The organism is Streptomyces sp. NPDC003393, assembly GCF_053589015.1.
In genome coordinates this window covers 43,763-65,549 of the sequence record NZ_JBSFRB010000001.1, presented here as the reverse complement: position 1 = coordinate 65,549, position 21,787 = coordinate 43,763, and the positions used below count along the sequence as shown (strand labels likewise).

The window sequence follows — 21,787 nt, the reverse complement described above, 5'->3', positions numbered from 1 at the left end:
GGACGGGCGAAACGCCGCAGCGGTCCTTCCCGGTGCCCGGCGAAACGGACACCATGCCGCGTCATGGACATCCTGCTGGTCGTGAGCGCGTTCAACAGTCTGGCCCAGCGTGTGTACGCCGAACTGTCGGACCGCGGGCACCGGGTGGACGCGGTCCTCGCCTCGCACGGCGCCGACGCCGTCCGCACCGCGATCGCCCGGACGCGGCCGGAGCTGATCGTCGCCCCGATGCTGCGCACGGCGCTGCCCGAGGACGTGTGGCAGCGGCACACATGCCTCATCGTCCACCCGGGACCCCCCGGGGACCGCGGGCCGTCCTCCCTGGACTGGGCGATCACCGACCAGGCGGCGCGCTGGGGCGTGACCGTCCTGCAGGCCGAGGCGGCCATGGACGCCGGTGACATCTGGGCGTCGATGCCTTTCGAGCCGTCCGACGTGGGCAAGAGCGACCTGTACCGCAACGAGGCCGCGGACGCGGCGGCGGCCGCCGTACTGCTGGCCGTACGGCGTTACGAGGAGGGCTCGTTCAAACCGCTGTCCCAGAACGACGCGTCGGTGCACGTGATGTGGCGCGACGTCATGCGCCAGCCGCAGCGCCGCATCGACTGGGACAACGACAGCACCGCCACCGTGCTGCGCAGACTTCGCGCGGCCGACTCCCGGCCCGGCGTGCTCGACGAACTGCGCGGCCGGGAGGTGTTCCTGCACGGCGGCCACCCCGAGGACCGGCTGCGCGGACGCCCCGGCGAACCGCTCGCCACCCGCGCCGGAGCCGTGTGCCGGGCCACCCGGGACGGCGCCGTGTGGATCCCCGAGCTCAGGCCGCGCAAGAACTCCGGCGACCCCGCGCCCTTCAAGCGCCCCGCCACCTCCGTCCTCGGCCCCTGCTCACTCCCGGAGGCCACCGTCCCGCTCGAACTGCCCCCCGGTCGGCGCACCTGGACCGACATCCGCTACCGCCGCGACGGCGACGTCGGCTTCCTCACCTTCTCCTTCCCCGGCGGAGCCATGAGCACCGACCAGTGCCGCAGGCTGCTCGCCGCCTACCGGTACGCGCTCGCCCGCCCCACGCCCGTGCTCGTGCTCGGCGGCGCCCGCGACTTCTTCTCCAACGGCATCCACCTGAACGTCATCGAGGCGGCCCCCGACCCGGCCGCCGAGTCCTGGGCCAACCTCAACGCCATGAACGACCTCGTCGAGGCGGTCCTGCGCACCACCGACCGGCTGGTGGTCGCCGCGCTCGGCGGCAACGCGGCCGCCGGCGGCGTCATGCTCGCGCTCGCCGCCGACGAGGTGTGGTGCCGCGGCGGCGCCGTGCTCAACCCCCACTACCGCCGCATGGGCCTGTACGGCTCCGAGTACTGGACCTACAGCCTGCCGCGCCGCGTCGGCGCACGGACCGCCGAACGGCTCACCGCCCAGGCGCTGCCGGTCAGCGCCGCCACCGCGCACGGCCTCGGCCTGGTGGACCGTCTGCTGCCCGTCCCCGCACCGCGGTTCGCTGACGAGACCGCCCGCAGGGCGGCCGAACTCGCCGCCGCCCCCGACCTCGCCCGGCGGATCGAGGCCAAGGCCGCGGCCCGCGCCCGGGACGAGGCCGTACGGCCCCTCGCAGACCACCGGCGGGCCGAACTCGCCCGCATGCACGAGATCTTCTTCGACCACGCGGCGCCCTACCACGCACTGCGGTCGGCGTTCGTCCGCAAGACGCCGAGCGGCCCCGCCGACCCCCTGGCCCCACCCCTCCTCCAGCCGGCCGGCGGGGACGCGCGATGACGACCCCGCCCGGGTCCCGCCCCCGGATGCTCGTGGCGGGCGTCGGCAACATCTTCCTCGCGGACGACGCCTTCGGCCCCCACGTGGTGCAGGCGCTCGCGGCCCGGCCGCTGCCCGACGCCGTGCGAGTGCGGGACTTCGGCATCCGCGGCCTCGACCTCGCCTACGAACTGCTCTACGGATACGACACCGCCGTCCTGGTCGACGCGGCGCCGCGCGGGCACCGGCCCGGCACCCTGTCCCTGATCGAGCCGGAGCCGCCCGACACCTGCGCCGGGGCCGCGGCCCCGCCCGAGGCGCACGGCATGGACCCCGCGAAGGTGCTGGCCCTGGCCGCCCACCTCGGCGACGGACCGCTGCCCCGGGTCCTCGTCCTCGCCTGCGAGCCCGACGTCCTCCCGCGGGGCGACGAGGACATCGTGCCGGGGCTCAGCGGTCCGGTCGGCGCCGCCGTCGACCGGGCCGTCCAGGCGCTGCACGGCATCGTCCCGGTCCTGCTCGCCGATCCCGCGGCCACCCCGTCCTTGGGCCGCCCGGACGAATCCGCACCGCCGCACACGGCTGCGCTGCCGCTTCCGGCCACCGGCACGGCACAAGATCGGTGAGGGGCCGGACGGCCCGCCCGCCGGCCGGCAGTCCCCCGACCGACCGCGAGCACTCGAACCGACCGCGAGGAGAAGCGACATGTGCCGGTCCGCCGACGTCACACAGGACGTCAAGCAGGCTGTCCTCGCCAAGAACGACGACCTGGCCGAGGCCCTCAGGAGCGACCTGGCCCGGCAGGGGACCGCGCTGGTCAACCTTCTGTCCAGCCCCGGCAGCGGCAAGACCGAACTCCTGGGCCGGGTGCTGGCCCGGGCGGTCGAGCGAGGCGTCCCGGTGGCCGCGCTCACCGCGGACCTGGCCACCGAGAACGACGCGCGCCGACTGGCCCGGTCCGGCGCTCCGGTGCAGCAGGTGCTCACCGACGGGCTGTGCCACCTCGAGGCCCGGCAGGTGCGCGCCCGGCTGGCGGGCCGGGTGCCCGCGGCCACGCGGGTGCTGTTCGTGGAGAACGTCGGCAACCTCGTCTGCCCGGCCTCGTACGACCTCGGCGAAAGCCTGCGCATCGTGCTGATGGCCGTGACCGAGGGCGAGGACAAGCCGCTGAAGTACCCCACCGCGTTCGGCTCCGCCCACCTGGTCGTGGTCACCAAGACGGACCTGGCCGCGGCGGCCGGCTTCGACGAGGACACCTTCCGGGCCAACGTCCACCGGGTCAACCCCGGGGTGGAGATCCTGCGGTCCTGCGCCCGCACCGGCGACGGCGTCGACACCGTACTGGACCGGGCGCTGGCCGCCCTCGACGGCACACCGCCGCACCGACCGCCCCTCGACCCGCGCCCGCACAGCGCCCGGCACGGCCACAGCCACACCCCTCGTCCGGCTCCCGTGCACACAGCCGTCGACGAGTACGCCGACGACACCCGCGCACAGCCCCGCCCGGCCGGTACTCCCGCCTCATGACAGCCCCCGCCACCGCCCCCGTACGCCGCCGGCTCACCGTCCGCGGCACGGTCCAGGGCGTGGGCTTCCGGCCGTATGTGCACCGGCTCGCCGCCGACCTGGCGCTGGCCGGTTTCGTGAGCAACACCGCGGGCGGGGTGCTGATCGAGGTCGAGGGCCCCGCGGACGGTGTGGCCCGGTTCTGCGACCGGCTGGCCGGGCAGCCGCCGCCCCTGGCCGTCGTGACCGGCATCGGACTCGAAGAGCTGCCCGTCACGGGCGCCACCGGCCCCTTCGCCATCCGCCCCACCGAGCGGGCGGCCGGCCGCACCCAGCTCCCGCCCGACACCGCGACCTGTGCCGACTGCCTGCGGGAACTGGCCGATCCCCGCGACCACCGCCACCGGCACCCGTTCATCACGTGCACCCACTGCGGCCCCCGGTTCACCATCGCCACCGCGATGCCCTACGACCGCGCGGCCACGACCATGGGGACCTTCCCGATGTGCCCCCGCTGCGCGCGCGAGTACGCGGACCCCGCCGACCGGCGTTTCCACGCCCAGCCCGTCGCCTGCCCCGACTGCGGACCGCGGCTGCGTCTGGTGCCCGCCGAGGGCGGCGGCCCCCGCCCGGCCCGGGACGCCGAAGCCCTCGCGGCGGCCCGGTCGATGCTCGCCGCCGGACGGATCGTCGCCGTCAAGGGCGTCGGCGGCTACCACCTGGCCTGTGACGCCACCGACCCCCGCGCCGTCGCCACCCTGCGTGCCCGCAAAGACAGGGGCGGCAAGGCCTTCGCGGTGATGTGCGCGGACCTGGCCACCGCGGAACACGTCGCCGTCCTCGGCGAACGCGAACGGGCCGTGCTCACCGGCCCCCGGCGGCCCATCGTCCTGCTGCGCCGCCGTACCCCGGCCGCCGGGCCCCGACCCGCGGACGAGGTGTGTCCCGGCAGCCCGCACATCGGCCTGATGCTGCCCTACACCCCTCTGCACACCTTGCTGTTCGGCCTGCCCGGTGACCCGCCCGGCCCCCGACTGCTGGTGATGACCAGCGGCAACCGCTCCGGTGAACCGATCGTCACCGACGACGACGAGGCGCTGACCCGGCTGGCCGGACTGGCCGACGCCTTTCTCGCCCACGACCGGCCCATCGCCTGTCCGTGCGACGACTCGCTGCTGCGGGTACGCCCCGACGGCACCGAACAGGTGCTGCGCCGTTCCCGCGGCCATGTGCCCCGCCCGCTGCGCCTGCCGTTCGCGGTGCGTCCCGCGCTCGCGGTGGGCGGCGACCTGAAGAACGCGCTGTGCGTCGGCGAGGGCGACCACGCCTGGTTCGGCCCGCACGTCGGCGACATGGGCGACCTGGCCGGCCTGGAGGCCGCCGGGCGAGCCGAACGACATGTGCTGGCGCTCACCGGGGTGAGCCCCGAACTGGTCGCCGCCGACCTGCACCCCGGCTACCACTCCACCCGCCGGGCGCGTCGGCGGGCCGCCGGGCTCGCCCGTCCGGAGCCGGTGCTCGTGCAGCACCACCACGCGCACATCGCCTCGGCGATGGCCGAGCACGGCCTCGACGGCACCACACCGGTGATCGGCGTCGCCTTCGACGGCACCGGGTACGGCGACGACGGCACCGTGTGGGGCGGCGAGTTCCTCCTCGCCGACTACGCGGGTCACCGGCGCTTCGCCCACCTGGCCCCCGCCCCGCTGCCCGGCGGCGACGCCGGGGTGGCCAACCCGTGCCGCCTGGCGCTGGCCCGGCTGTGGGCGGCGGGCCTGCCGTGGGACCCCGACCTGCCCAGCGTCATCGCCTGCGCGCCGGAGGAACGGACCGTGCTGAGGCGGCAGTTGGAGCGGGGACTGGCGTGCGTGCCGACCTCCAGCATGGGCCGTCTCTTCGACGCCGTGTCGTCCCTGGCCGGCCTCTGCCACCGCGCGCACTACGAGGCGCAGGCCGCGCTCGAACTGGAGGCGGCCGCCACCGAGGCGCACGGCGCGGACCGGGCGGCGTACCCCTTCCACCTGACCACCGGAAGCGGTCCGGTGCGGTGCGACCCCGCGCCCATGCTGCGGGCGCTCCTCGCCGACCGGCGGCGCGGTACCCCCGCACCGGTCCTGGCGGCACGCTTCCACCGGGGCGTGGCTCATGCCGTCGCGGAGATCTGCCGCCGCGCCCGCGCGGCGACGGGCCTGACCACGGTCGTCCTCAGCGGCGGTGTCTTCGCCAACGGCCTGCTGGAGGAGGAGTGCGCCGCGCTGCTGGCCGCGGACGGCCTCGCCGTTCTGCGCCACGGCGAGGTCCCGCCCAACGACGGCGGTCTGGCCCTCGGACAGCTCGTGGTCGCGGCCCGAACGCGGCGACGGACCCCGGACCGCGACGCGACCCCGGACCGCGACGCGACCCCGGACCACGACGAGACCCGGGGCAGCGACGAGATCCCCGACCACCACGAGATCGCCGACAGCGACGAGACGGAGTGACCCATGTGTTTGGCAGTGCCCGGCAAGGTCGTGTCCATCGACCACCGCGCCGACCCGCTCACCGGCGTCGTCGACTTCGGCGGGGTCCGCAAACAGGCGTGTCTGGAGTACCTGCCCGATCTGCGGGTGGGGGAGTACGTGATCGTCCATGTCGGGTTCGCCCTGCAACGGCTGGACGAGGAGTCGGCCCGGGCGTCCCTGGAGCTGTTCGAGCAACTGGGGCTGCTGGAGGAGGAGTTCGGCGATGCCTGGCAGCAGGCGGCGGAGCAGGCCGGGAGCCGGGGCGAGGTCCCACCGGTCTCCGCGGCCGGCGCGAGCGAACACGGCGGGAGTGAGGCCCGATGAAGTACATCGACGAGTTCAACGACCCCCAGCTGGCCCGGCGGCTGCTGGACGAGATCCATGCGACGGTCACCCAGCCGTGGGCGCTGATGGAGGTCTGCGGCGGCCAGACCCACTCCATCATCCGGCACGGCCTCGACCAACTCCTGCCCGAAAAGCTGGAGTTGATCCACGGCCCCGGCTGCCCGGTGTGCGTCACCCCGCTGGAGGTCATCGACAAGGCCCTGGAGATCGCCGCACGCCCGGACGTGATCTTCTGCTCCTTCGGCGACATGCTGCGCGTGCCGGGCACCGACCGCGACCTGTTCCGCGTCAAGGGCGAGGGCGGTGACGTACGGGTGGTGTACTCGCCGCTCGACGCGCTCCGGCTCGCGCGGGAGCACCCCGACAGGCAGGTGGTGTTCTTCGCCATCGGCTTCGAGACGACGGCGCCCGCCAACGCCATGGCGGTGCACCAGGCCCGCCGCCTCGGCCTGGACAACTTCAGCCTGCTGGTCTCGCACGTCCGGGTTCCGCCGGCCATCGAGGCCATCATGACCGCGCCCGCCTGCCGGGTGCAGGGCTTCCTGGCCGCCGGGCACGTGTGCAGCGTCATGGGCACCGCCGAGTACCCGGAGCTGGCCGCCCGGCACCGGGTGCCGATCGTGGTCACCGGCTTCGAACCGCTGGACATCCTCGAAGGCGTCCGCCGCGCCGTCCACCAGTTGGAGCGCGGCGAGCACCGGGTGGAGAACGCCTACCCGCGCGCGGTGCGCGAGGACGGCAACCCGGCCGCGCTGCGCATGCTCCAGGAGGTCTTCGAGGTCGCCGACCGCAACTGGCGCGGTATCGGACGCATCCCCGCCAGCGGCTGGCGGCTGTCGGACGCCTTCCGCGCCTACGACGCCGAACACCGCTTCGACGTCACCGGCATCCGCACGGAGGAACCCGCCGTGTGCCGGGCCGGCGAGGTCCTCCAGGGGCTGATCAAGCCCACCGAGTGCGCCGCGTTCGGCGCCGCCTGCACACCGCGCACCCCGCTCGGCGCCACCATGGTCTCCAGCGAGGGCGCCTGTGCGGCCTACTACCTGTACCGCCGGATGAACGGCACTCCGGCACCGGGCTCCCGTATCCCGCAGGAGGAGATGAACTCCGTTGGCTGAACTCGCCCCGGAAGCGACCGAGACCGCCCCCGTCGACCCCGTGAACTGGACCTGCCCCGCCCCCCTGCGCGACCAGCCGGTCGTGGTCATGGGCCACGGCGGAGGCGGCGCCCTGTCCGCCGAATTGATCCACGACGTGTTCGCCCCGGCTTACGGCAACCCCGTCCTGGCCGGCATGGGCGACTCGGCCGTCCTCCATCTCGGCGGCGCCCGGCTCGCCTTCTCCACCGACTCCTACGTCGTGCGGCCGCTGTTCTTCCCCGGCGGCAGCCTCGGTGACCTCGCGGTCAACGGCACCGTCAACGACCTGGCCATGAGCGGCGCACGCCCCGCCTACCTCTCGGCCGCCTTCGTCCTGGAGGAGGGCGTGGAGCTGGCCGTCGTCGACCGGGTCGCGCGCGCCATGGGCGCCGCGGCGGAGGCGGCCGGGGTCACCGTGGCCACCGGCGACACCAAGGTGGTGGAGGCGGGGCACGGCGACGGCGTGTACGTCACCACCGCCGGGGTCGGGCTGGTCCCCGAGGGGGTGGACATCCGCCCGCAGCGGGCCCGCCCGGGGGACGCCGTGATCGTGAGCGGCCCGATCGGGCTGCACGGCGTGGCCGTCATGAGCGTGCGGGAGGGCCTGGAGTTCGGCGTCGAGATCGCCAGCGACACCGCACCTCTGGCCGACCTGGTGGCGGCCGTGCTGGCCGTCACCCCCGACGTCCATGTGCTGCGCGACCCCACCCGGGGCGGGCTCGCCGCCTCGCTCAACGAGATCGCCCGCGCCTCCGGCACCGGCGTCCGGCTCCAGGAGCGCGCGATCCCCGTACCGGATGCCGTCGCGAACGCCTGCGGCTTCCTCGGCCTCGACCCGCTGTACGTCGCCAACGAGGGACGACTGGTGGCCTTCGTGTCAGCGACGGAGGCCGAGGGGGTTCTGGAGGCGATGCGCGCTCACCCGCAGGGCGGCGAAGCCGCGCTCATCGGCGAGTGCGTCGCCGAACACCCCGGCATGGTCGTCGTCTCCACCGGCCTGGGCGGCACCCGGGTCGTCGACCTGCCGCTCGGGGAGCAACTTCCGCGCATCTGCTGACCCCGGGGAGGCCGCCGCAGGTCCGGGCGGCAGCGCGACCGGGGGAGGCGACCTCGCCGGTGAGTCGGGCACCGGCGGGGGACCGCGTCCTCCCGGGTGCGGCCGGCCTGCCCGGCGGTCCAGGGCGCCCGGACCGGCCCGGGGCCGTCAGGGCGTGGGCGGCGGCGCGGGCTCGACGGCGGTGATCTCCAGTTCCCGTCCGCCGCGCAGGTCCCGTGACGGGCGGTCGCAGCGCGGACACCAGAAGAACGGCGGCATGCCCAGCGCGAACTCCGCCGCGCACGGCGCGCAGTAGGCGCGCGCCGTCACATGCTCCACGACCAGCCGGGCCGCGGCCAGGGGGGTGCCCTCCCGGGCCACCTCGAAGGCGAAGTCCAGCGCGTCGGGCACCACACCGGACAGCTCACCGACCCGCACGGTCACCGACGCGACGTCGCCCGTCCCGTCGGCCCGCGCCCACTCCTCGGCCCGCTCCACGATCGCGGTCGCGATCGACAACTCGTGCACGTCTCTCCCTGCCGCCCAGCCTGTCGCCAGGCGTCGCTCGGCCCGTCGCCGGGTCGCTCAGTGCCGTTCGGTGAGGTTGGCGAAGAACTCCTCCACGGCCCGCCACACCCGGCCGCCGCCCGACAGTCCCCGCCACTCCCGGCGCACGAGGGCCACCATCCGGAAGCAGTCGTCGACGGGCACGATCCAGTGGTGGTCGAGGCCGCGGACGGTGTTCACCAGCAGCGCCTCCACGTCCGGTTCCATGGCGGCCAGTTCGGGACACTGCTCGGCGGCCCGCCGCCAGGCCGCCGCGTCCACCTCCCACCGCATCGCGCCCGCGGGGCTCGGCCCCTGGGCGGTGACCGTTCCGTCGGCGTGCGGCACGAAGAACACCAGACCGACCGGCACCCCGAGCGTCCCGGTGTCGACGCCGCGCAGCCGGATCCGGCGCCGCGGCACGAGCCGGAAGCGCCCGTCGCCCGCGCCGTCCCCGGCGAACAGCAGGGAACAGGGTCCGCAGGCGCAGCAGAGCTCCGCCTGCGCGGTGTCGTAGAGATGGGCGTGCTCCTCGGGCACCGGCGTGGCGCACAGCTCGCACGCCTCGGCGCCGGCCGACCGGTCGGCCACGGCCGAGGAGCGGATCAGGCGGGCCAGTGCCCCGTCCGAGCTCACCGCGCCTCCCCGGCCGGGGCCGTGCCCGTGGGCCGTCGCACCAGGGCGTCCAGCGGTACGAACGCCGGTGCCGCCCGCCGGTCGGCGGGCTCCGGGAGGGGTTCCACCGCGGTCAGCTCCGGAGCGGCGGCGAGCACGGCCTGGCGCACCGCCTCACGCACCGCCCCGCCGGCGTCTCCCGTCCCGCCGCCGCACCCGGAACCGCAGCCGCCGGCGGTCTTCAGGCGGACCCGGGCCACCGATCCGTCGACCCCGGCCCACTCCACGTCGCCGCCGCGTTCACGCACGGCGGGCCGCAGCCGTTCGACCGCGCGGGCGGCACGGCGTTCGGCGGGTTCGGGATGGATCTCGTGCAGCACCAGCAGATGCCCGAGAAGCTCGTCCTCGGCCAGCTGCCGGGCCAGGGCCTCGTCCGCGCGCTCCAGCACCCGGGCCAGCGCCTCGCCGTAGACCTCCGTCAGCAGCCGGACCGCCTCCACCGCCAGGCGCACCGTCGGACCGGGCGCGCAGTCCAGTCCGGCGAGCAACTCGTCGATCCGGGCGAGCCGGACCTCCACGTCCGCATCCTGGAGGCGGCCGGCGGGGAAGGCCGGCCCGGCGTCAGCCATGTCCGGCTCCGTAGGTGGGGGTGTGGCTGGTGGTGAGGGTTCTGCCGTTGCCGATGTACATGTGGACGCCGCAGGGCAGGCACGGGTCGAAACTGCGGACGGTGCGCATGATGTCGACGCCCTTGAAGTCGTCCGGCCCGTTCTCCTCGAAGACCGGCTGCCCCTGGACGGCGTCCTCGTACGGCCCGGGGGTGCCGTAGGAGTCGCGGGGGCTGGCGTTCCACGGGGTGGGCGGGTACGGGTGGTAGTTCGCGATCTTCTTGTCCCGGATGACGAGGTGGTGGGAGAGCACACCGCGGACGGCCTCGTGGAAGCCGCAGCCGATGGCCTCGTCGGGGACCTCGAAGTTCTCGAAGACCTTGGTGTCGCCGCCGCGGACGAGGCCCATGGCGCTCTCCAGGAACTGGACGGCCATGGCGGCGGCGTAGGCGACGAAGTAGGGGCGGGCGCGGTCGCGTTCGATGGTGTTGGACCACTTGGGGATGTGCCATTCCAAAGTGGTCTCGGGGAGCTTCTCGCTCTTGGGCAGGGTGATGCGGACGCTGTGCCCGGTGGCCTTGACGTAGGGGGTGTCGACCAGGCCGCTGAGCGCGGTGGTCCACAGGCGGGCCAGCGGTCCGCCGCCGGTGTCCAGGGCCAGGTGGTCGCCGGTGCGCCGGTCGTACCAGCGGGGGCTCATCACCCAGCTGTAGTTGCCGTCGAAGTCACGTTTCTGCGGTGCGGGCAGGGTGGTCTGGTTCCAGGGGTGGCGGATGTCGACCGGGTTGCCGAGCGGGTCGTGGGTGACGAACGGCTCCTCGTTCACCCAGTCCTCGTAGAAGGAGGAGCCCAGCAGGATCCGCAGGCCGAGGTTGATGTCGACCAGGTCGTTGGTGACCAGTTCGCCGTCCACGACGATGCCGGGGGTGACGAACATGTCCCGGCCCCAGGCGTTCATGTTCTCATAGCGGTAGTCGCAGGTGGCGGGGTTCTGGAAGGCGCCCCAGCAGCCCAGCAGGATCCGGCGTTGTCCCACCTGCTCGTAGCCGGGCAGGGCCTCGTAGAAGAAGTCGAAGACGTCGTCGTTCATCGCCACCGCCTGCTTGATGAAGTCCAGCACCCTCAGCAGGCGGGAGAGGTAGTCGGTGAAGACGGTGGGCTGGGGCATGGTGCCCACCCCGCCCGGATACAGCGTGGAGGGGTGCACGTGGCGGCCCTCCATCAGGCAGAACATCTCCCGCGTCACCCGGGAGACCTTGAGCGCCTGCTTGTACACCTCGCCCTCGAAGGGGTTGAAGGCGCGCATGATGTCGGCGATCGTGCGGTAGCCGTGGATGTAGCCGCGCGGGGCTTCGGTGCGCTCCGCCCGGGCCAGGACGGACGGGTTGGTGGCCTTCACCATGGCTTCGCAGAAGTCGACGAAGACCAGGTTGTCCTGGAAGATCGTGTGATCGAACATGTACTCGGCGGCTTCGCCGAGGTTGGTGATGTGCTCGGCCAGGGGCGGCGGTTTGACGCCGTAGGCCATCTGCTGGGCGTAGTTGGAGCAGGTGGTGTGGTTGTCGCCGCAGATCCCGCAGATCCGTGAGGTGATGAACCCGGCGTCGCGCGGGTCCTTGCCCTTCATGAAGACGGAGTAGCCGCGGAACAGGGAGGACGTGGAGCGGCACTCCACGACCTCCTGGTTGGCGAAGTCGATCTTCGTGTAGATGCCCAGGTTCCCGATGATCCGGGTGATCGGGTCCCAGGACATGTCCACGATCTGCGCGGGTTTGCGTGCCTTGGAGCGGGCCTCGGTGGTGGTCATCTGGGTTGCTGCCCCTCGCTGTCCGTGTCCGATGGGGGTGGTGTGGGGGTGTGGTCCGGTCGGGCCGTGGGGGGCCGCTGGTCGGGCAGCGGCTCGAGCTCGTCGGGACGGAAGTAGTGGAAGCGGCCGTACCAGGTGTGCAGCTCGGACGCGGGGTCGTCGTCCACGGTGACGGCGAGGTGGACACCGCCGTCCACGTCGTGGCGTACGGCCGCGACCCGTGCGGTGCGCCCGGCCAGGAACATGTCCTGGGCGTCGGCACCCCGGCCGAGCGGACGGAGCCGGACCCGGCTGCCGCCGCCCACGCGCACGCCGTCGACCAGCACCGTGTCCGTGGCGGGGGACAGGCCGTCGTCACCGCCCTCCTGCCACCAGGCGGGACGCCCCGGGCCGGGGGGCTCCCGCCGCTCCGGGGCCAGGGAGCGGATGGCGCCGTGCAGCCGGGCGAACACCTCCGGCGGCATGGTGTCCACCCGGTCGAGGATCGCGGCGGCGCGTGGATCGGTCGCCCGGGCCTCGGCCTTCTCCTCGTCGGTCAGGAGCATCGTGCGCAGGGTCAGGATCTCGTCGATCTCCGCCGCGTCGTGGAGATCGCCCGGGCTCTCCGGCGCCACCTGAGGGCGGTCGGAGAGGATGATCGGCGCGGAGAGCAGGACCGGCCCGGCGCCCCCGGAACCGTCGCCGCCGGCGGGCGCCGGTCCGCCGAGCACCGGGTAGGTGAATGCGTTGCGGCACGCGGCCGCGTGCTCCGCCAGATCCGGGGGCGGATCGATCAGCGACACGAACTCCACGCCGTCGCCGCCGATCAGGCAGTGCGTCGCGATGAGCGCGTGGCGCAGCGCCTCGGCCCGCCCCGCGGCCGGGTCCGGGGCCCGGCCGGTGTTCTCGGTGCGCACCCGCAGCCGGACCAGGCCGGGCGCGAGCCGTTCGGCCGTGAGCACGGTGCTCGCCCGGACCTCCGCGCACCGCCGCACCACCCGCCCGGCGCCCGAGGGCAGCGACCGGGTCTCGGCGCAGGCCGCCGCGCCCACCGGGACGGTGAGGTCGCGCCGGAGCAGGTCGTCCAGGGCGACGGCGAGGTCGGTCTCGCGAGGCACCGCCTCGTCGAAGGTCAGATGGGCCGTGCCGTCGTCGGTCCGCAGCGACTCGACCGGGCGGTGCCCGCCGTCCGCGTCCGCGGCCTCCACCTGCTTGTGCCGCATCTGCAGGTACCGCACCCGTACCCGCAGGCCGGCATCCGGCCGCCGCACCCGCACCAGGCACTCGGTCCGCTGGTACCAGGAGTCGGCGGAGCCCGACACACCGGCCGCGACCGGGCCGTCACGCTCCACCCAGTTCCGGGGCAGCAGGACGCCGAACTGCCACCGCACCCGGTTCTTGGGCGACGAACGGCGGTACGGGTAGAGCAGGTAGCCCTCGTAGAGGACCGCGTCGGCCACCGCGCTCAGCCGGTCGAAGCCGGGCCCGTCCCGGTCCAGGGTCGGAGCACCTTCGTCGACGGCGGCCGCGTACGGCACGGCGTCCTGGGTCACGGCATCGGGCATCCGGCCTCCCTCGCATTCGCGTGTGCGCCATCCCTTCCACCACCGGCGCACCGCTCACGCGCCCCCGCCCGCCTGGCCCGGTGTGTTGGCCCGTCCGGCGCAACGGCGGGCCCGCGCCGCCGGATGCGGGCCGCGCGCTGCCGTACGTCCGGCCGCGCCCCGCCGGAATCCGCCGTTCCGCATGGAACGGCCTGGCCAGGGCACTTGGAACGGGTGGCGTCCGGTGTCAGCGGAGCCACGGCCGACGGTGTGGATGAACGCATGGACGTGCTGGCCCGACTGGACGCCTACCAGCGACGGCATCGCTGGGCGGGCCTCCCGCTGGCCGTGATCTACAAGTTCTACGACGACCAGGCCGCCTATCTGGCCGCGCTGCTGACGTACTACGGCTTCCTCTCGCTGTTCCCGCTGATGCTCTTCCTCGTCGCGGTGCTCAGCGCGATCCTCAGCGGCAACCCCCACCTCCAGCAGCAGGTGCTGAACTCAGCGCTCAGCGAGTTCCCGGTCATCGGGGACCAGATCGTCAACAACATCGGCTCCTTCCGCGGCAGCACCGTCGCCGTCGTGGTCGGCGTGATCGGCAGCTTCTACGGCGCGCTGAACGTCGCCCAGGCCGCCCAGCACGCGCTGAACAAGATCTTCGCCGTGCCGCGGCACGCCCGGCCCGACCCGCTGCACTCGCGCTGGAAGGGGCTGAAGTTCCTGTCGCTGCTGGCGCTCGGCCTGTGCGTCATCACCGGTGTGTCCACCGTCGCCGAGTGGGCGGCGGGCATCTTCGGCGCCCGGTTGGAGGTCGGCGTGCGCGTGGCCGCCGGCCTCCTGGCCGTCCTGCTGAACGCCGCCCTGCTGATCGGCAGCTACCGACTGCTCACCCGGCGCCGGGTGCCACTGCGCGTGATGTGGGGTCCGGCGCTGGGTGCCTCGTGCGCCTGGCAGGGACTGCTGTGGGGCGGCACCTACTACGTCGGGCATGTGCTGAAGGGCACCACGGCGACATACGGACTCTTCGGCATCGTGCTCGGCCTGCTGGCCTGGATCTACCTGGGGGCGCTGGTGTACCTGGTCACGGCGGAGATCAGCGCGGTACGGTGCATGCGGCTGTGGCCCAGGAGCCTGCTCAGTCCGTTCACCGACCGCGTCCACCTGAGCGCCGGGGACCAGCGGGCCTACCGGTCCTACGCCACGACCGAGTCCTTCAAGGGATTCGAGCGGATCACCGTCCACTTCGACCCGCCGCCGCACGCGCGGGAGGGTGAGGAACGGGCGCCCGAGGAGCACGACCGGGACGGCCTCACGTGACGGCGGACGCCCGCCCCGACGCGTGGCCGCGCGACCTCGCCGCCACGGGCCCCTCGCCGCGCCGGACCGCCCGGCCGTACGAGGTCCGTCGTATCACCCCTGTGCGGAGGGAGTGTCCGCACCCGGCGGCGTCCCGGGCGTCATGTCCGGCACCCGCAGCGCGAGCAGGGCGACATCGTCGTCGTAGGTGTCCTCGCGGGAGATCAGGTGGTCGCAGAGGGCGGCCAGTGGGGCCGTGGCCAGGGCGGCGGCGCGGTCGGCCAGTTGCCGCAGCCCGGTTCCGATGTCCTGCCCACGGCGTTCGACCAGTCCGTCGGTGAACAGCAGCAGCGTGCTCGCCGGAGGCAGCGCGTGGGTGTGGTCGGGGCGGTGCAGCCCCGGATCGACGCCGACCGGGATGCCGTGCGGTTCGGGCGCCAGCCATCGTGCGGTGCCGTCGGAGGTGATCAGCAGGGGCGGCGGATGGCCGGCGTTGGTCCAGCGCATGGTGTATCCGGCGCCCGGCTCGCGCGCGATGCGGGCCATCACCAAGGTGGCCGCCGTGGGGTCGGGGGACATGGTCAGCGCGTGATCGAGCCGGTCCACGACCAGGCTGGGCGACCCGCCCCGGTCGAACGCCAGCGCCCGCAGCATGCTGCGGATCTGCCCCATCACCGGCGCAGCCTCCACGTCGTGGCCGGTGACGTCCCCCACCACGACGAGGACCGCCCCGTCCGGCAGGGGCACGGCGTCGTACCAGTCCCCGCCGAGTTTCGGCAGCTCGGACGCCGGCTGGTAGCGGACCTCCACCTCGAGGGGCGCCAGGTCGGGCAGCACGGGCAGCAGCCGGCGCTGGAACTGCTCGGCGGCCCGCTTGAGATGTTCGTACAGCCGGGCGTTCTCGATGCTGACGCCGGCCGCGCTGGCCAGCGCGGTCAGCAGGGCCTCGTCGTCGTCACCGAACGGCGTCCCGTCGTGCTTGTCGGCGAGGTAGAGGGTGCCGTACACGGTGCCGCGCACCCGCAGCGGGACCCCCAGAAGGGTGGTCATCACCGGGTGCCCGGCCGGGAACCCGACCGAGCGCGGGTCGGCGGCGACGTCGTCGACGCGCAGCGGCGCGAGATCCGCGAACAGGGCGCCCAGCAGCCCGTGGCCCTGTGGCAGTCCGGACTCGGCCAGCAGCCGCGTCCGGTCCACACCCGCGGTGATCAGGTCGGCGAACTCCCCCTCGTCCCCGAGCACGCCGAGGGCGCCGTACCGGGCGGCGACGAGGTCGACCCCGGCGTTCACGATGTCCTGGAGCACTGTCCTTGTGTCCATGTCAGCACTGATGGCCACCACCGCGTCCAGCAGCCGCCGCAGCCGGCGCTGCTCCAGCGCCAGCTGCCGTACCTGGGCGCTGAGATCCGACACGGTCGCGCCACCCGGCAGCGGCCGCGGCTCCCGCGGATCGTCCGACATGCCCGGCACCTCCCGCCGGGGCCGGCTGTCGTCGCCCGCCCACCGGGCACTGCCCCGGCACGATCACCCTACGCCGCGGGCGGGACGGCGGCCCGTCGTCGCGTCACCCGTCGGGCCGGCCGCACCGCACGGCAGCGGAACGGGCGCCGGTCCGGCCGGGCCGTAGGCCCGTCACGGCAGGACCGGCGCGACCGTGCAGGCCGTCAGCAGGCGCCCTCGTCCTGCCACGGGCCCCACTGGGAGGCACCGGGGACCTCGTTCTGGGTCCACCACTTGGCCTTCCAGTCGTGCTCGCCGTAGGAGACCTCGTCGCCCGCGGTGTACACCGAGCTCGCATTCCAGGCCGGCTTGCACTCGTCGCCCGGCGGGGTCGGCGTGGAGGAGGTGGGTGGCGTCGTGGTGGGCGGGGCGGTGGGCGGTGTGGCGCCGGCGAACTTCACCGAGAACTTGGCGAAGTCCCACGCGTTCTGCGCAACGCTGGAGCAGGTGCCGGAGGTGCGGCCGCCGTTGTCGGGCGGGGAGCACTGGCGGTCGCGGTTGAGGGACCAGAACGTGAAGCGGTCCATGTGGTGGGTGGTGGCGAAGTCCAGCACGGTCTGGAAGTCGTTCTGGTAGAACATCTCGCCGGTGTCGCTGCGGCCGTTCATCCCCGAGAAGCCCTCGTGGGCGTAGGCGGTCGCCTCGTCCCAGCCGAACGTGGACTGCAGGATCTGGTTGAACTTGGTCAGCGCGCCGGTCGGGGAGGCCGCGCCGTTGAAGCCGCCGTCGAACGGCATGATGGAGAAGTTGTTCGGGGTGAACCCCTGCGACTTCGCCTCCAGCAGCATCTGCTTGCCGAACCATCCGGTGCCGTCCGCCGTTCCGGCGGTGGTGACCGAGACGTAGAGGCCGGGGTTGTGCTGCTGGAGGATCTTCGCGGCGCCGATCTCGTTGTGGATGGCCGCCGCGTTCTCGTACTCCGGCTCCTCCAGGTCGAAGTCGATGGCGTGCAGCCCGTACTTGGTGATGACCTGCTGGTACGCGGCGGCCGTGGCGGCCGGGTCGGAGCAGGCCTGGCCGAGCTTGGTGCCGCCGTAGCCGCCGATGGAGACGGAGACGTCGCCGCCCCTGGCGCGGATGGTGTCGATCACGGACTTCACGGCCGTGTCCGAGGAGACCGCGGCGGTGCCGCCCCAGGTGGGTGTGCAGCCGCCGCCGTTGGGGGCGAGGATGAAAGCGAGCTGGAACGCCTTCAGCCCGGTGGCGTCCATGATGGCGGCCGCGTCCGGCGGGTCGTTGTCCAGAGGCATCAGATACGGGGCCGCGGCGTACCAGCGGTCGCTCGGCCGGGTGGTCGCGCCCGAGGCGCTGCCCGCGACCAGTGCGGTGGTGCCGACGGCGGCGAGCGCGACGGCGGTGGCCGCGCCCAGACATGCGTGACGACGTCTCACTGCCTGCCTCCAGGGGGTGTGGGGAAGTTGCCCCAGCTTCCTGAGGGTGTTGCGAGCACGTCAATAGATTGGTCTGGACCAGAGGAGTCCTTGGACTGGACCATACGATTCCTTTACCTGCCGGAGGAGCCGCACCGGGCCGCTCGGGGAAGGCCCGGGCCCCGCGGAGGGGGGCGTCCGGCGGCGTGGCGGCGCGGACGGAGGCGGCCCGCGCGGTGAGGATGGCTTCCGGCGTCGCCCGCCGCTCGGCGACGCGAATCGACTCGGAGACGGATGTGACGGTACGTCGGATCGGCCTGGTCGTGCACGAAGGGCGCGCGGAGGCCGTGGCCGCGGCGGGGGCCGTGCGCTCCTGGTGCGCGGACCATGCCGTGCACTGCACGGACATCGACGTGTGGCGCGACGGCGGGCGGCACAGCGCCCGGGAGGAGGTGGACGCCGCCGGCGACCCGGACCTCATCGTGACCCTGGGCGGCGACGGCACGTTCCTGCGCGGCGCCCGGCTGGCCGCCGTGCACGACGCCCTCGTCCTGGGCGTGGACCTCGGCCGGGTCGGCTTCCTCACCGAGGTGCCCGTGGCCTTCGTCCACTCGGCGCTGGACGCGGTCCTCGCCGAGCGGCTCGACGTCGAGAACCGCATGCTGCTCACGATGCGCGCCTCGCGCCGTCTGGAAGTGCCCGCCGGCATCGAGGAACTCATGCGCTACGGCCGCCGCCCGATGCTGCCGCCGCCACGCGTGCGCACCGAGTGCGAGTCGGGCTGCGACTGGGGCATCGCGCTGAACGTCACCGCGCTCAACGACATCGTCGTGGAGAAGCTGGTGCGGGACCGCCAGGTGTCGGCCGGCGTCTACATCGCCGGACGGCTGCTCGCGTCGTACTCCTCGGACGCGCTGCTGGTCGCCACCCCGACCGGCTCCACGGCCTACAGCTTCGCCGCCGGCGGTCCGGTCGTCTCGCCGCGCGCGGACGCCCTTGTCTTCACGGCCGTCGCCCCGCACATGGTGTTCGACCGCTCGGTCGTCGCCGCGCCCGACGAGCCGATCGCCCTGCGCATGCTGGACCACTCGGGCCAGGCCGTCGTGAGCATCGACGGACAGCTGCGCGGAGTGCTGGACCCGGGGGACTGGATCGGCATCTACGCCTCCCCACGCCGGCTGCGGGCCGTGCGGCTGGGCCCGATGGACTTCTACGGCCGCCTGCGCGAGCGCATGAGACTCTCCGACGCCCCCGCCGCGGTCGCCGACGGCACCCCGCCGCCGCTCTGGCCGGTGACCTCGCCCCGGCCCGGAGACCTCGCGCACCTGGCACTGCCGCCCGCACCCGACGCTGCTCCGCCGCCCCAGTGAACCCGCGGCCGACGCGGCGGTCGTGGCGGCGGCGGTGTCGGCCGGAGGAATCCGGCGGGCATGCCCTCAGGCCGGGTGGTCGCCGGGCAGGCGGTACGCGGCGAGGGCGGCGATGTCGTCCTCGAGGCGGCCGCCGCTGTGGATGAGCAGATCCTCGTGCAGACGGTCCAGCAGAGTGCGGGGAGGCAGTGCGGCCCACTGCGCGACACGCTCGGCGAGCGGGTAGAAGGCCCCCTCGGCGTCGCGGGTCTCGGTGACGCCGTCGGTGTAGAGCAGCAGTTGGTCACCGGGACGGAACGGCTGGACGTCCACGCGGTAGCCGTTGCCGATCAGCATGCCGAGGTTGATGGGCGGTGACGGGTCGGTCGCGTACAGTTCGGTGACGCCGCCCTCGTGGACCAGCAGGGGCGGCGGATGACCGCAGTTGACGATGCGGACGATCTGCTGGTGCTCGGGGATCTCGGCGAACACCGCGGTGACGAAGCGTTCCGCCAGCTCGCTGCCGGGCAGCTGCGCGGCGTGACGGCTCATGCTCCGCTCCACACGGCCCGCCACGCCGGCCAGGCCGGGTTCGTCGTAGGCGGCCTCCCGGAACGCGCCCAGTATCGTCGCGGCCGTCTCCACGGCGACCAGGCCCTTTCCGCGCACGTCCCCGATGAGCAGCCGAACCCCGTACGCCGTCGGCACCGCCTCGTACAGGTCGCCCCCGATGCGCGCCTCCGCGGCGGCGGACAGATAGAGCGTCTCGACGAAGACCTGGCCGAGGTGACGGGGCACCGGCCGCAGCAGCACCCGCTGCGCGGTCTCCGCCACCGAACGCACCGTGGCCAGCGTCCGTTCCCGTCGCCTCCGGTGCGCCGCCAGGATCGTGCCGAGAACCCCCACCAACCCGGTGCAGACGTAGTTGGCCACGTAGTGGCGGTCCCACAGAAAGCCGACCATACGCCCGGCACAGCACGGCGTGCCCGCCAGCACGCCCTCGAACACGACGGCGAACACCGTGGTCGCGGCGACCCCGGCGGGCCCGTAGGCGAAGGCCGCGACCAGCGGCAGGGCGGTGAGCAGGAAGCTGACGGGCCAGTCCACCGGAGTGATCGGCTCGATGGCCAGAACCCCGGCGACGTAGGCGAGCGGCAGCAGGCGCAGCCACCGCGGCGTGGCGGGCAGCCGGCGCTGGGCGGCCTTCACCCGTGCCGCACGGGCCCGGGCGGCCTCGGACCGGCCGGGCGGCCTCACCGCGGGACCCGGTGCGGACCCGGCGGTGGCACGGCGGACCCGTCAGGGCACCGCGGACGCACGAGCGTGCGGCCCGGCACCGGGCGACGGTCTGCGCGGTAACACTCAGGCGGCCTGTTCACAGGAACTCCCGGCGGGCTTGATCAAGACCACCAGCCTGCTGCGGAACTCCGTCCCGAGGGCTCCATTGCTCCAGGCAAGGGCATGTCAGCGCAATGGGCGACGGCACACCGGCGGGCCCGGTCCCCGCCACGCCCTGTCTCCGGTCCTCGCCGACGGCCCCGGCCCGCGGCCGGTGCCGCGCCGGTGGTCACCACCGGCCGTCGCCGCCGTGGCCGTCACGCGAAGCGCGTGGTCGATGAAGTGCCGCGAGGCCGGGGGAGGGTGCGTCCGGAGAGCCAGGCGATGCCGATGTCCCGGGCGCCGTGCACGTCGGTGATCCCCAGATAGCGGATCGGGACGTCACCGGTCGCCGCCGCGTCCGGTGACGACGGGATCAGGGAGACGCCGAGCCCGGCCGCCACCAGGCCGCGCAGGGTGTGCACCTCCTCGCCCTCGAAGCCGACGATCGGGGCGAAGCCGGCCTGACGGCACAGCGACTCGGTGACGCTGCGCAGCCCGTAGCCGGGCCTCAGCAGGATGAAGGGCTCCTCGTCGGCCTCGGCGAGCCGGACCCGGGGGCGGCCGGCCAGCCGGTGCCCGGTGGGCACGGCGAGCAGCAGCGCTCGACCAGCAGGCGCCGCCAGGTGATCAGCGGATGGCCGGGGTCCCCGCTGGTGATCGCCATGTCCGCGGTGGCGTCGAGGAGATGCTGGACCAGGCCGTTCTCCCCGTGCTGGTGCAACTCGAAGCGGGCCTGCGGAAAGTCCTCCCGGAACCCGGTGACGAGGCGGGGCACCAGCCAGGTGCCCAGGGTGTGCAGAAAGGCCGGCGGCACCACGCCGGCGGCCGGGTCGACGAGTTCGGCCACGGCCCGCCGCCCCCGGTCGTAGTCGTCCAGGGCGGCGTCGACGTACTCCTTGAACACGCGTCCGGCCGGTGTCGGGCGCAGCACACGGCCGACGCGGTGGAGGAGCTGCGCGCCCACCTCCTCCTCTGAGCTGTCGCTCATCCATGCGTACGGTGCATGGAATGCCAACGCACGCCGAGTGGCTGTCAGTGCACTCCCGCGGTGACGCCGATGGCACGGACGTTCGTCATCTCGGGCGTCACGGCCTCCGCCTTCCGTGGGAGCCGGCCGGGACTCGCCGACGTGCCGTTCAGCAGACGTGCCAACCTCCCTGTGCCGGGCACGACGGCCCGGCCGGCACAGGGAGGTGGACGTTTGACCGGTCACATCGGACGCGTCGGCGGGCGACAGGTGGTGGCGGTGCTGGCGCTGGGGGGCGGTCTCCTGCTCGGTCCGGTCCTCTCGGCCCAGGCGGCCGAGGACAACGCCATGGCGCCGGGCGAATCCGATCCCGTGCCGACGGCCCTGGAAGCGGCCCACGACCTGGTGTCACCGGTTCTGAACGCCGACGACGGGGACCACGGTGGCAAGGGCCGCGGGAAGGGCCACGGCAGGGGCAGGGGACACGGCTGAGCGGTCCGGCGCCAACCGCCCCTGAACAGCGCTGACGACGCGTTCGGGT

18 protein-coding genes and 1 pseudogene are annotated in these 21,787 nt (G+C 73.8%); 10 read left to right on the top strand and 9 right to left on the bottom strand.

The window, feature by feature from the left end; genetic code table 11:
• The first annotated feature begins 63 nt into the window (after positions 1-63).
• From ACWDUZ_RS00270 to hypE, 7 genes are all read left to right on the top strand, one after another.
• Entirely contained in the window at positions 64-1,776 is a 1,713-nt protein-coding gene (locus ACWDUZ_RS00270) for an enoyl-CoA hydratase-related protein (RefSeq protein WP_451629478.1), read from the top strand.
• Positions 1,773-2,381, top strand: coding sequence for a hydrogenase maturation protease (locus tag ACWDUZ_RS00265; protein ID WP_451629477.1), 609 nt, complete (start codon positions 1,773-1,775; stop codon positions 2,379-2,381). Before ACWDUZ_RS00270 ends, ACWDUZ_RS00265 begins: the two co-directional genes overlap by 4 nt.
• Before the next feature lie 79 nt (positions 2,382-2,460).
• On the top strand, positions 2,461-3,282 hold the full coding sequence (hypB, locus tag ACWDUZ_RS00260; protein WP_451629476.1) for a hydrogenase nickel incorporation protein HypB: 822 nt from the start codon (positions 2,461-2,463) through the stop codon (positions 3,280-3,282).
• The gene (gene hypF, locus ACWDUZ_RS00255) at positions 3,279-5,741 is read left to right on the top strand and encodes a carbamoyltransferase HypF (RefSeq protein WP_451629475.1); all 2,463 of its coding nucleotides are present in this window, start codon (positions 3,279-3,281) and stop codon (positions 5,739-5,741) included. The genes hypB and hypF overlap by 4 nt, the downstream gene beginning before the upstream one ends.
• A 3-nt stretch (positions 5,742-5,744) precedes the next feature.
• On the top strand, positions 5,745-6,086 hold the full coding sequence (locus ACWDUZ_RS00250) for a HypC/HybG/HupF family hydrogenase formation chaperone (RefSeq protein WP_451629474.1): 342 nt from the start codon (positions 5,745-5,747) through the stop codon (positions 6,084-6,086).
• Complete coding sequence (gene hypD / locus ACWDUZ_RS00245; protein ID WP_451629473.1) at positions 6,083-7,225, top strand: hydrogenase formation protein HypD; 1,143 nt, start codon at positions 6,083-6,085, stop codon at positions 7,223-7,225. The genes ACWDUZ_RS00250 and hypD overlap by 4 nt, the downstream gene beginning before the upstream one ends.
• Positions 7,218-8,303 (top strand): hydrogenase expression/formation protein HypE, encoded by a 1,086-nt coding sequence (gene hypE / locus ACWDUZ_RS00240; RefSeq protein WP_451629472.1) that lies wholly within the window; start codon positions 7,218-7,220, stop codon positions 8,301-8,303. The genes hypD and hypE overlap by 8 nt, the downstream gene beginning before the upstream one ends.
• Positions 8,304-8,450: 147 nt before the next feature.
• Here hypE and hypA read toward each other — a convergent pair whose 3' ends face one another.
• From hypA to ACWDUZ_RS00215, 5 genes are read right to left on the bottom strand one after another with little or no spacing between them, the layout of a single operon-like run.
• Positions 8,451-8,810, bottom strand: a complete 360-nt coding sequence (hypA, locus tag ACWDUZ_RS00235; protein ID WP_451629471.1) for a hydrogenase maturation nickel metallochaperone HypA — start codon at positions 8,808-8,810, stop codon at positions 8,451-8,453.
• Between the two features lie 57 nt (positions 8,811-8,867).
• Complete coding sequence (locus ACWDUZ_RS00230) at positions 8,868-9,464, bottom strand: DUF5947 family protein (protein ID WP_451629470.1); 597 nt, start codon at positions 9,462-9,464, stop codon at positions 8,868-8,870.
• Positions 9,461-10,072: a NifU family protein gene (locus ACWDUZ_RS00225; protein ID WP_451629469.1), complete on the bottom strand. Its 612-nt coding sequence runs from the start codon at positions 10,070-10,072 to the stop codon at positions 9,461-9,463. Before ACWDUZ_RS00225 ends, ACWDUZ_RS00230 begins: the two co-directional genes overlap by 4 nt.
• Positions 10,065-11,858 (bottom strand): nickel-dependent hydrogenase large subunit, encoded by a 1,794-nt coding sequence (locus ACWDUZ_RS00220; RefSeq protein ID WP_451629468.1) that lies wholly within the window; start codon positions 11,856-11,858, stop codon positions 10,065-10,067. Before ACWDUZ_RS00220 ends, ACWDUZ_RS00225 begins: the two co-directional genes overlap by 8 nt.
• The gene (locus tag ACWDUZ_RS00215) at positions 11,855-13,402 is read right to left on the bottom strand and encodes a hypothetical protein (RefSeq protein ID WP_451629467.1); all 1,548 of its coding nucleotides are present in this window, start codon (positions 13,400-13,402) and stop codon (positions 11,855-11,857) included. Before ACWDUZ_RS00215 ends, ACWDUZ_RS00220 begins: the two co-directional genes overlap by 4 nt.
• A 261-nt stretch (positions 13,403-13,663) precedes the next feature.
• On the opposite strand from ACWDUZ_RS00215, the gene ACWDUZ_RS00210 reads away from it, so the two are divergent.
• Positions 13,664-14,701 carry a YihY/virulence factor BrkB family protein gene (locus tag ACWDUZ_RS00210; protein WP_451629466.1) on the top strand — a complete coding sequence of 346 codons (1,038 nt, stop codon included), beginning with the start codon at positions 13,664-13,666 and terminating at the stop codon, positions 14,699-14,701.
• A 93-nt stretch (positions 14,702-14,794) separates the two neighbouring features.
• On the opposite strand, the gene ACWDUZ_RS00205 is transcribed toward ACWDUZ_RS00210, so the two are convergent.
• Entirely contained in the window at positions 14,795-16,141 is a 1,347-nt protein-coding gene (locus ACWDUZ_RS00205) for a PP2C family protein-serine/threonine phosphatase (RefSeq protein WP_451629465.1), read from the bottom strand.
• 203 nt (positions 16,142-16,344) lie between these two features.
• Complete coding sequence (locus tag ACWDUZ_RS00200) at positions 16,345-17,571, bottom strand: chitinase (protein ID WP_451629464.1); 1,227 nt, start codon at positions 17,569-17,571, stop codon at positions 16,345-16,347.
• A gap of 275 nt (positions 17,572-17,846) precedes the next feature.
• Between ACWDUZ_RS00200 and ACWDUZ_RS00195 the strand changes: the two genes are divergently transcribed.
• Positions 17,847-18,920 carry an NAD(+)/NADH kinase gene (locus ACWDUZ_RS00195; RefSeq protein ID WP_451629463.1) on the top strand — a complete coding sequence of 358 codons (1,074 nt, stop codon included), beginning with the start codon at positions 17,847-17,849 and terminating at the stop codon, positions 18,918-18,920.
• A gap of 66 nt (positions 18,921-18,986) precedes the next feature.
• Here ACWDUZ_RS00195 and ACWDUZ_RS00190 read toward each other — a convergent pair whose 3' ends face one another.
• Together ACWDUZ_RS00190 and ACWDUZ_RS00185 are read right to left on the bottom strand one after the other, a co-directional pair.
• On the bottom strand, positions 18,987-20,087 hold the full coding sequence (locus tag ACWDUZ_RS00190) for a PP2C family protein-serine/threonine phosphatase (protein ID WP_451629802.1): 1,101 nt from the start codon (positions 20,085-20,087) through the stop codon (positions 18,987-18,989).
• Positions 20,088-20,494: 407 nt separating this feature from the next.
• Positions 20,495-21,267, bottom strand: a pseudogene (locus ACWDUZ_RS00185) (LysR substrate-binding domain-containing protein).
• A gap of 213 nt (positions 21,268-21,480) precedes the next feature.
• Between ACWDUZ_RS00185 and ACWDUZ_RS00180 the strand changes: the two are divergent.
• Positions 21,481-21,738, top strand: coding sequence for a hypothetical protein (locus tag ACWDUZ_RS00180; RefSeq protein ID WP_451629462.1), 258 nt, complete (start codon positions 21,481-21,483; stop codon positions 21,736-21,738).
• The last annotated feature ends 49 nt before the right edge of the window (positions 21,739-21,787 follow it).

Excerpts from the sequence above, each read along its gene's own strand:
- ACWDUZ_RS00270 (WP_451629478.1), top strand. The coding sequence starts at position 64 with ATGGACATCCTGCTGGTCGTGAGCGCGTTCAACAGTCTGGCCCAGCGT.
- ACWDUZ_RS00265 (WP_451629477.1), top strand. The coding sequence starts at position 1,773 with ATGACGACCCCGCCCGGGTCCCGCCCCCGGATGCTCGTGGCGGGCGTC.
- hypB (WP_451629476.1), top strand. The coding sequence starts at position 2,461 with ATGTGCCGGTCCGCCGACGTCACACAGGACGTCAAGCAGGCTGTCCTC.
- hypF (WP_451629475.1), top strand. The coding sequence starts at position 3,279 with ATGACAGCCCCCGCCACCGCCCCCGTACGCCGCCGGCTCACCGTCCGC.
- ACWDUZ_RS00250 (WP_451629474.1), top strand. The coding sequence starts at position 5,745 with ATGTGTTTGGCAGTGCCCGGCAAGGTCGTGTCCATCGACCACCGCGCC.
- hypD (WP_451629473.1), top strand. The coding sequence starts at position 6,083 with ATGAAGTACATCGACGAGTTCAACGACCCCCAGCTGGCCCGGCGGCTG.
- ACWDUZ_RS00225 (WP_451629469.1), bottom strand. The coding sequence starts at position 10,072 with ATGGCTGACGCCGGGCCGGCCTTCCCCGCCGGCCGCCTCCAGGATGCG.
- ACWDUZ_RS00220 (WP_451629468.1), bottom strand. The coding sequence starts at position 11,858 with ATGACCACCACCGAGGCCCGCTCCAAGGCACGCAAACCCGCGCAGATC.
- ACWDUZ_RS00215 (WP_451629467.1), bottom strand. The coding sequence starts at position 13,402 with ATGCCCGATGCCGTGACCCAGGACGCCGTGCCGTACGCGGCCGCCGTC.
- ACWDUZ_RS00210 (WP_451629466.1), top strand. The coding sequence starts at position 13,664 with ATGGACGTGCTGGCCCGACTGGACGCCTACCAGCGACGGCATCGCTGG.
- ACWDUZ_RS00205 (WP_451629465.1), bottom strand. The coding sequence starts at position 16,141 with ATGTCGGACGATCCGCGGGAGCCGCGGCCGCTGCCGGGTGGCGCGACC.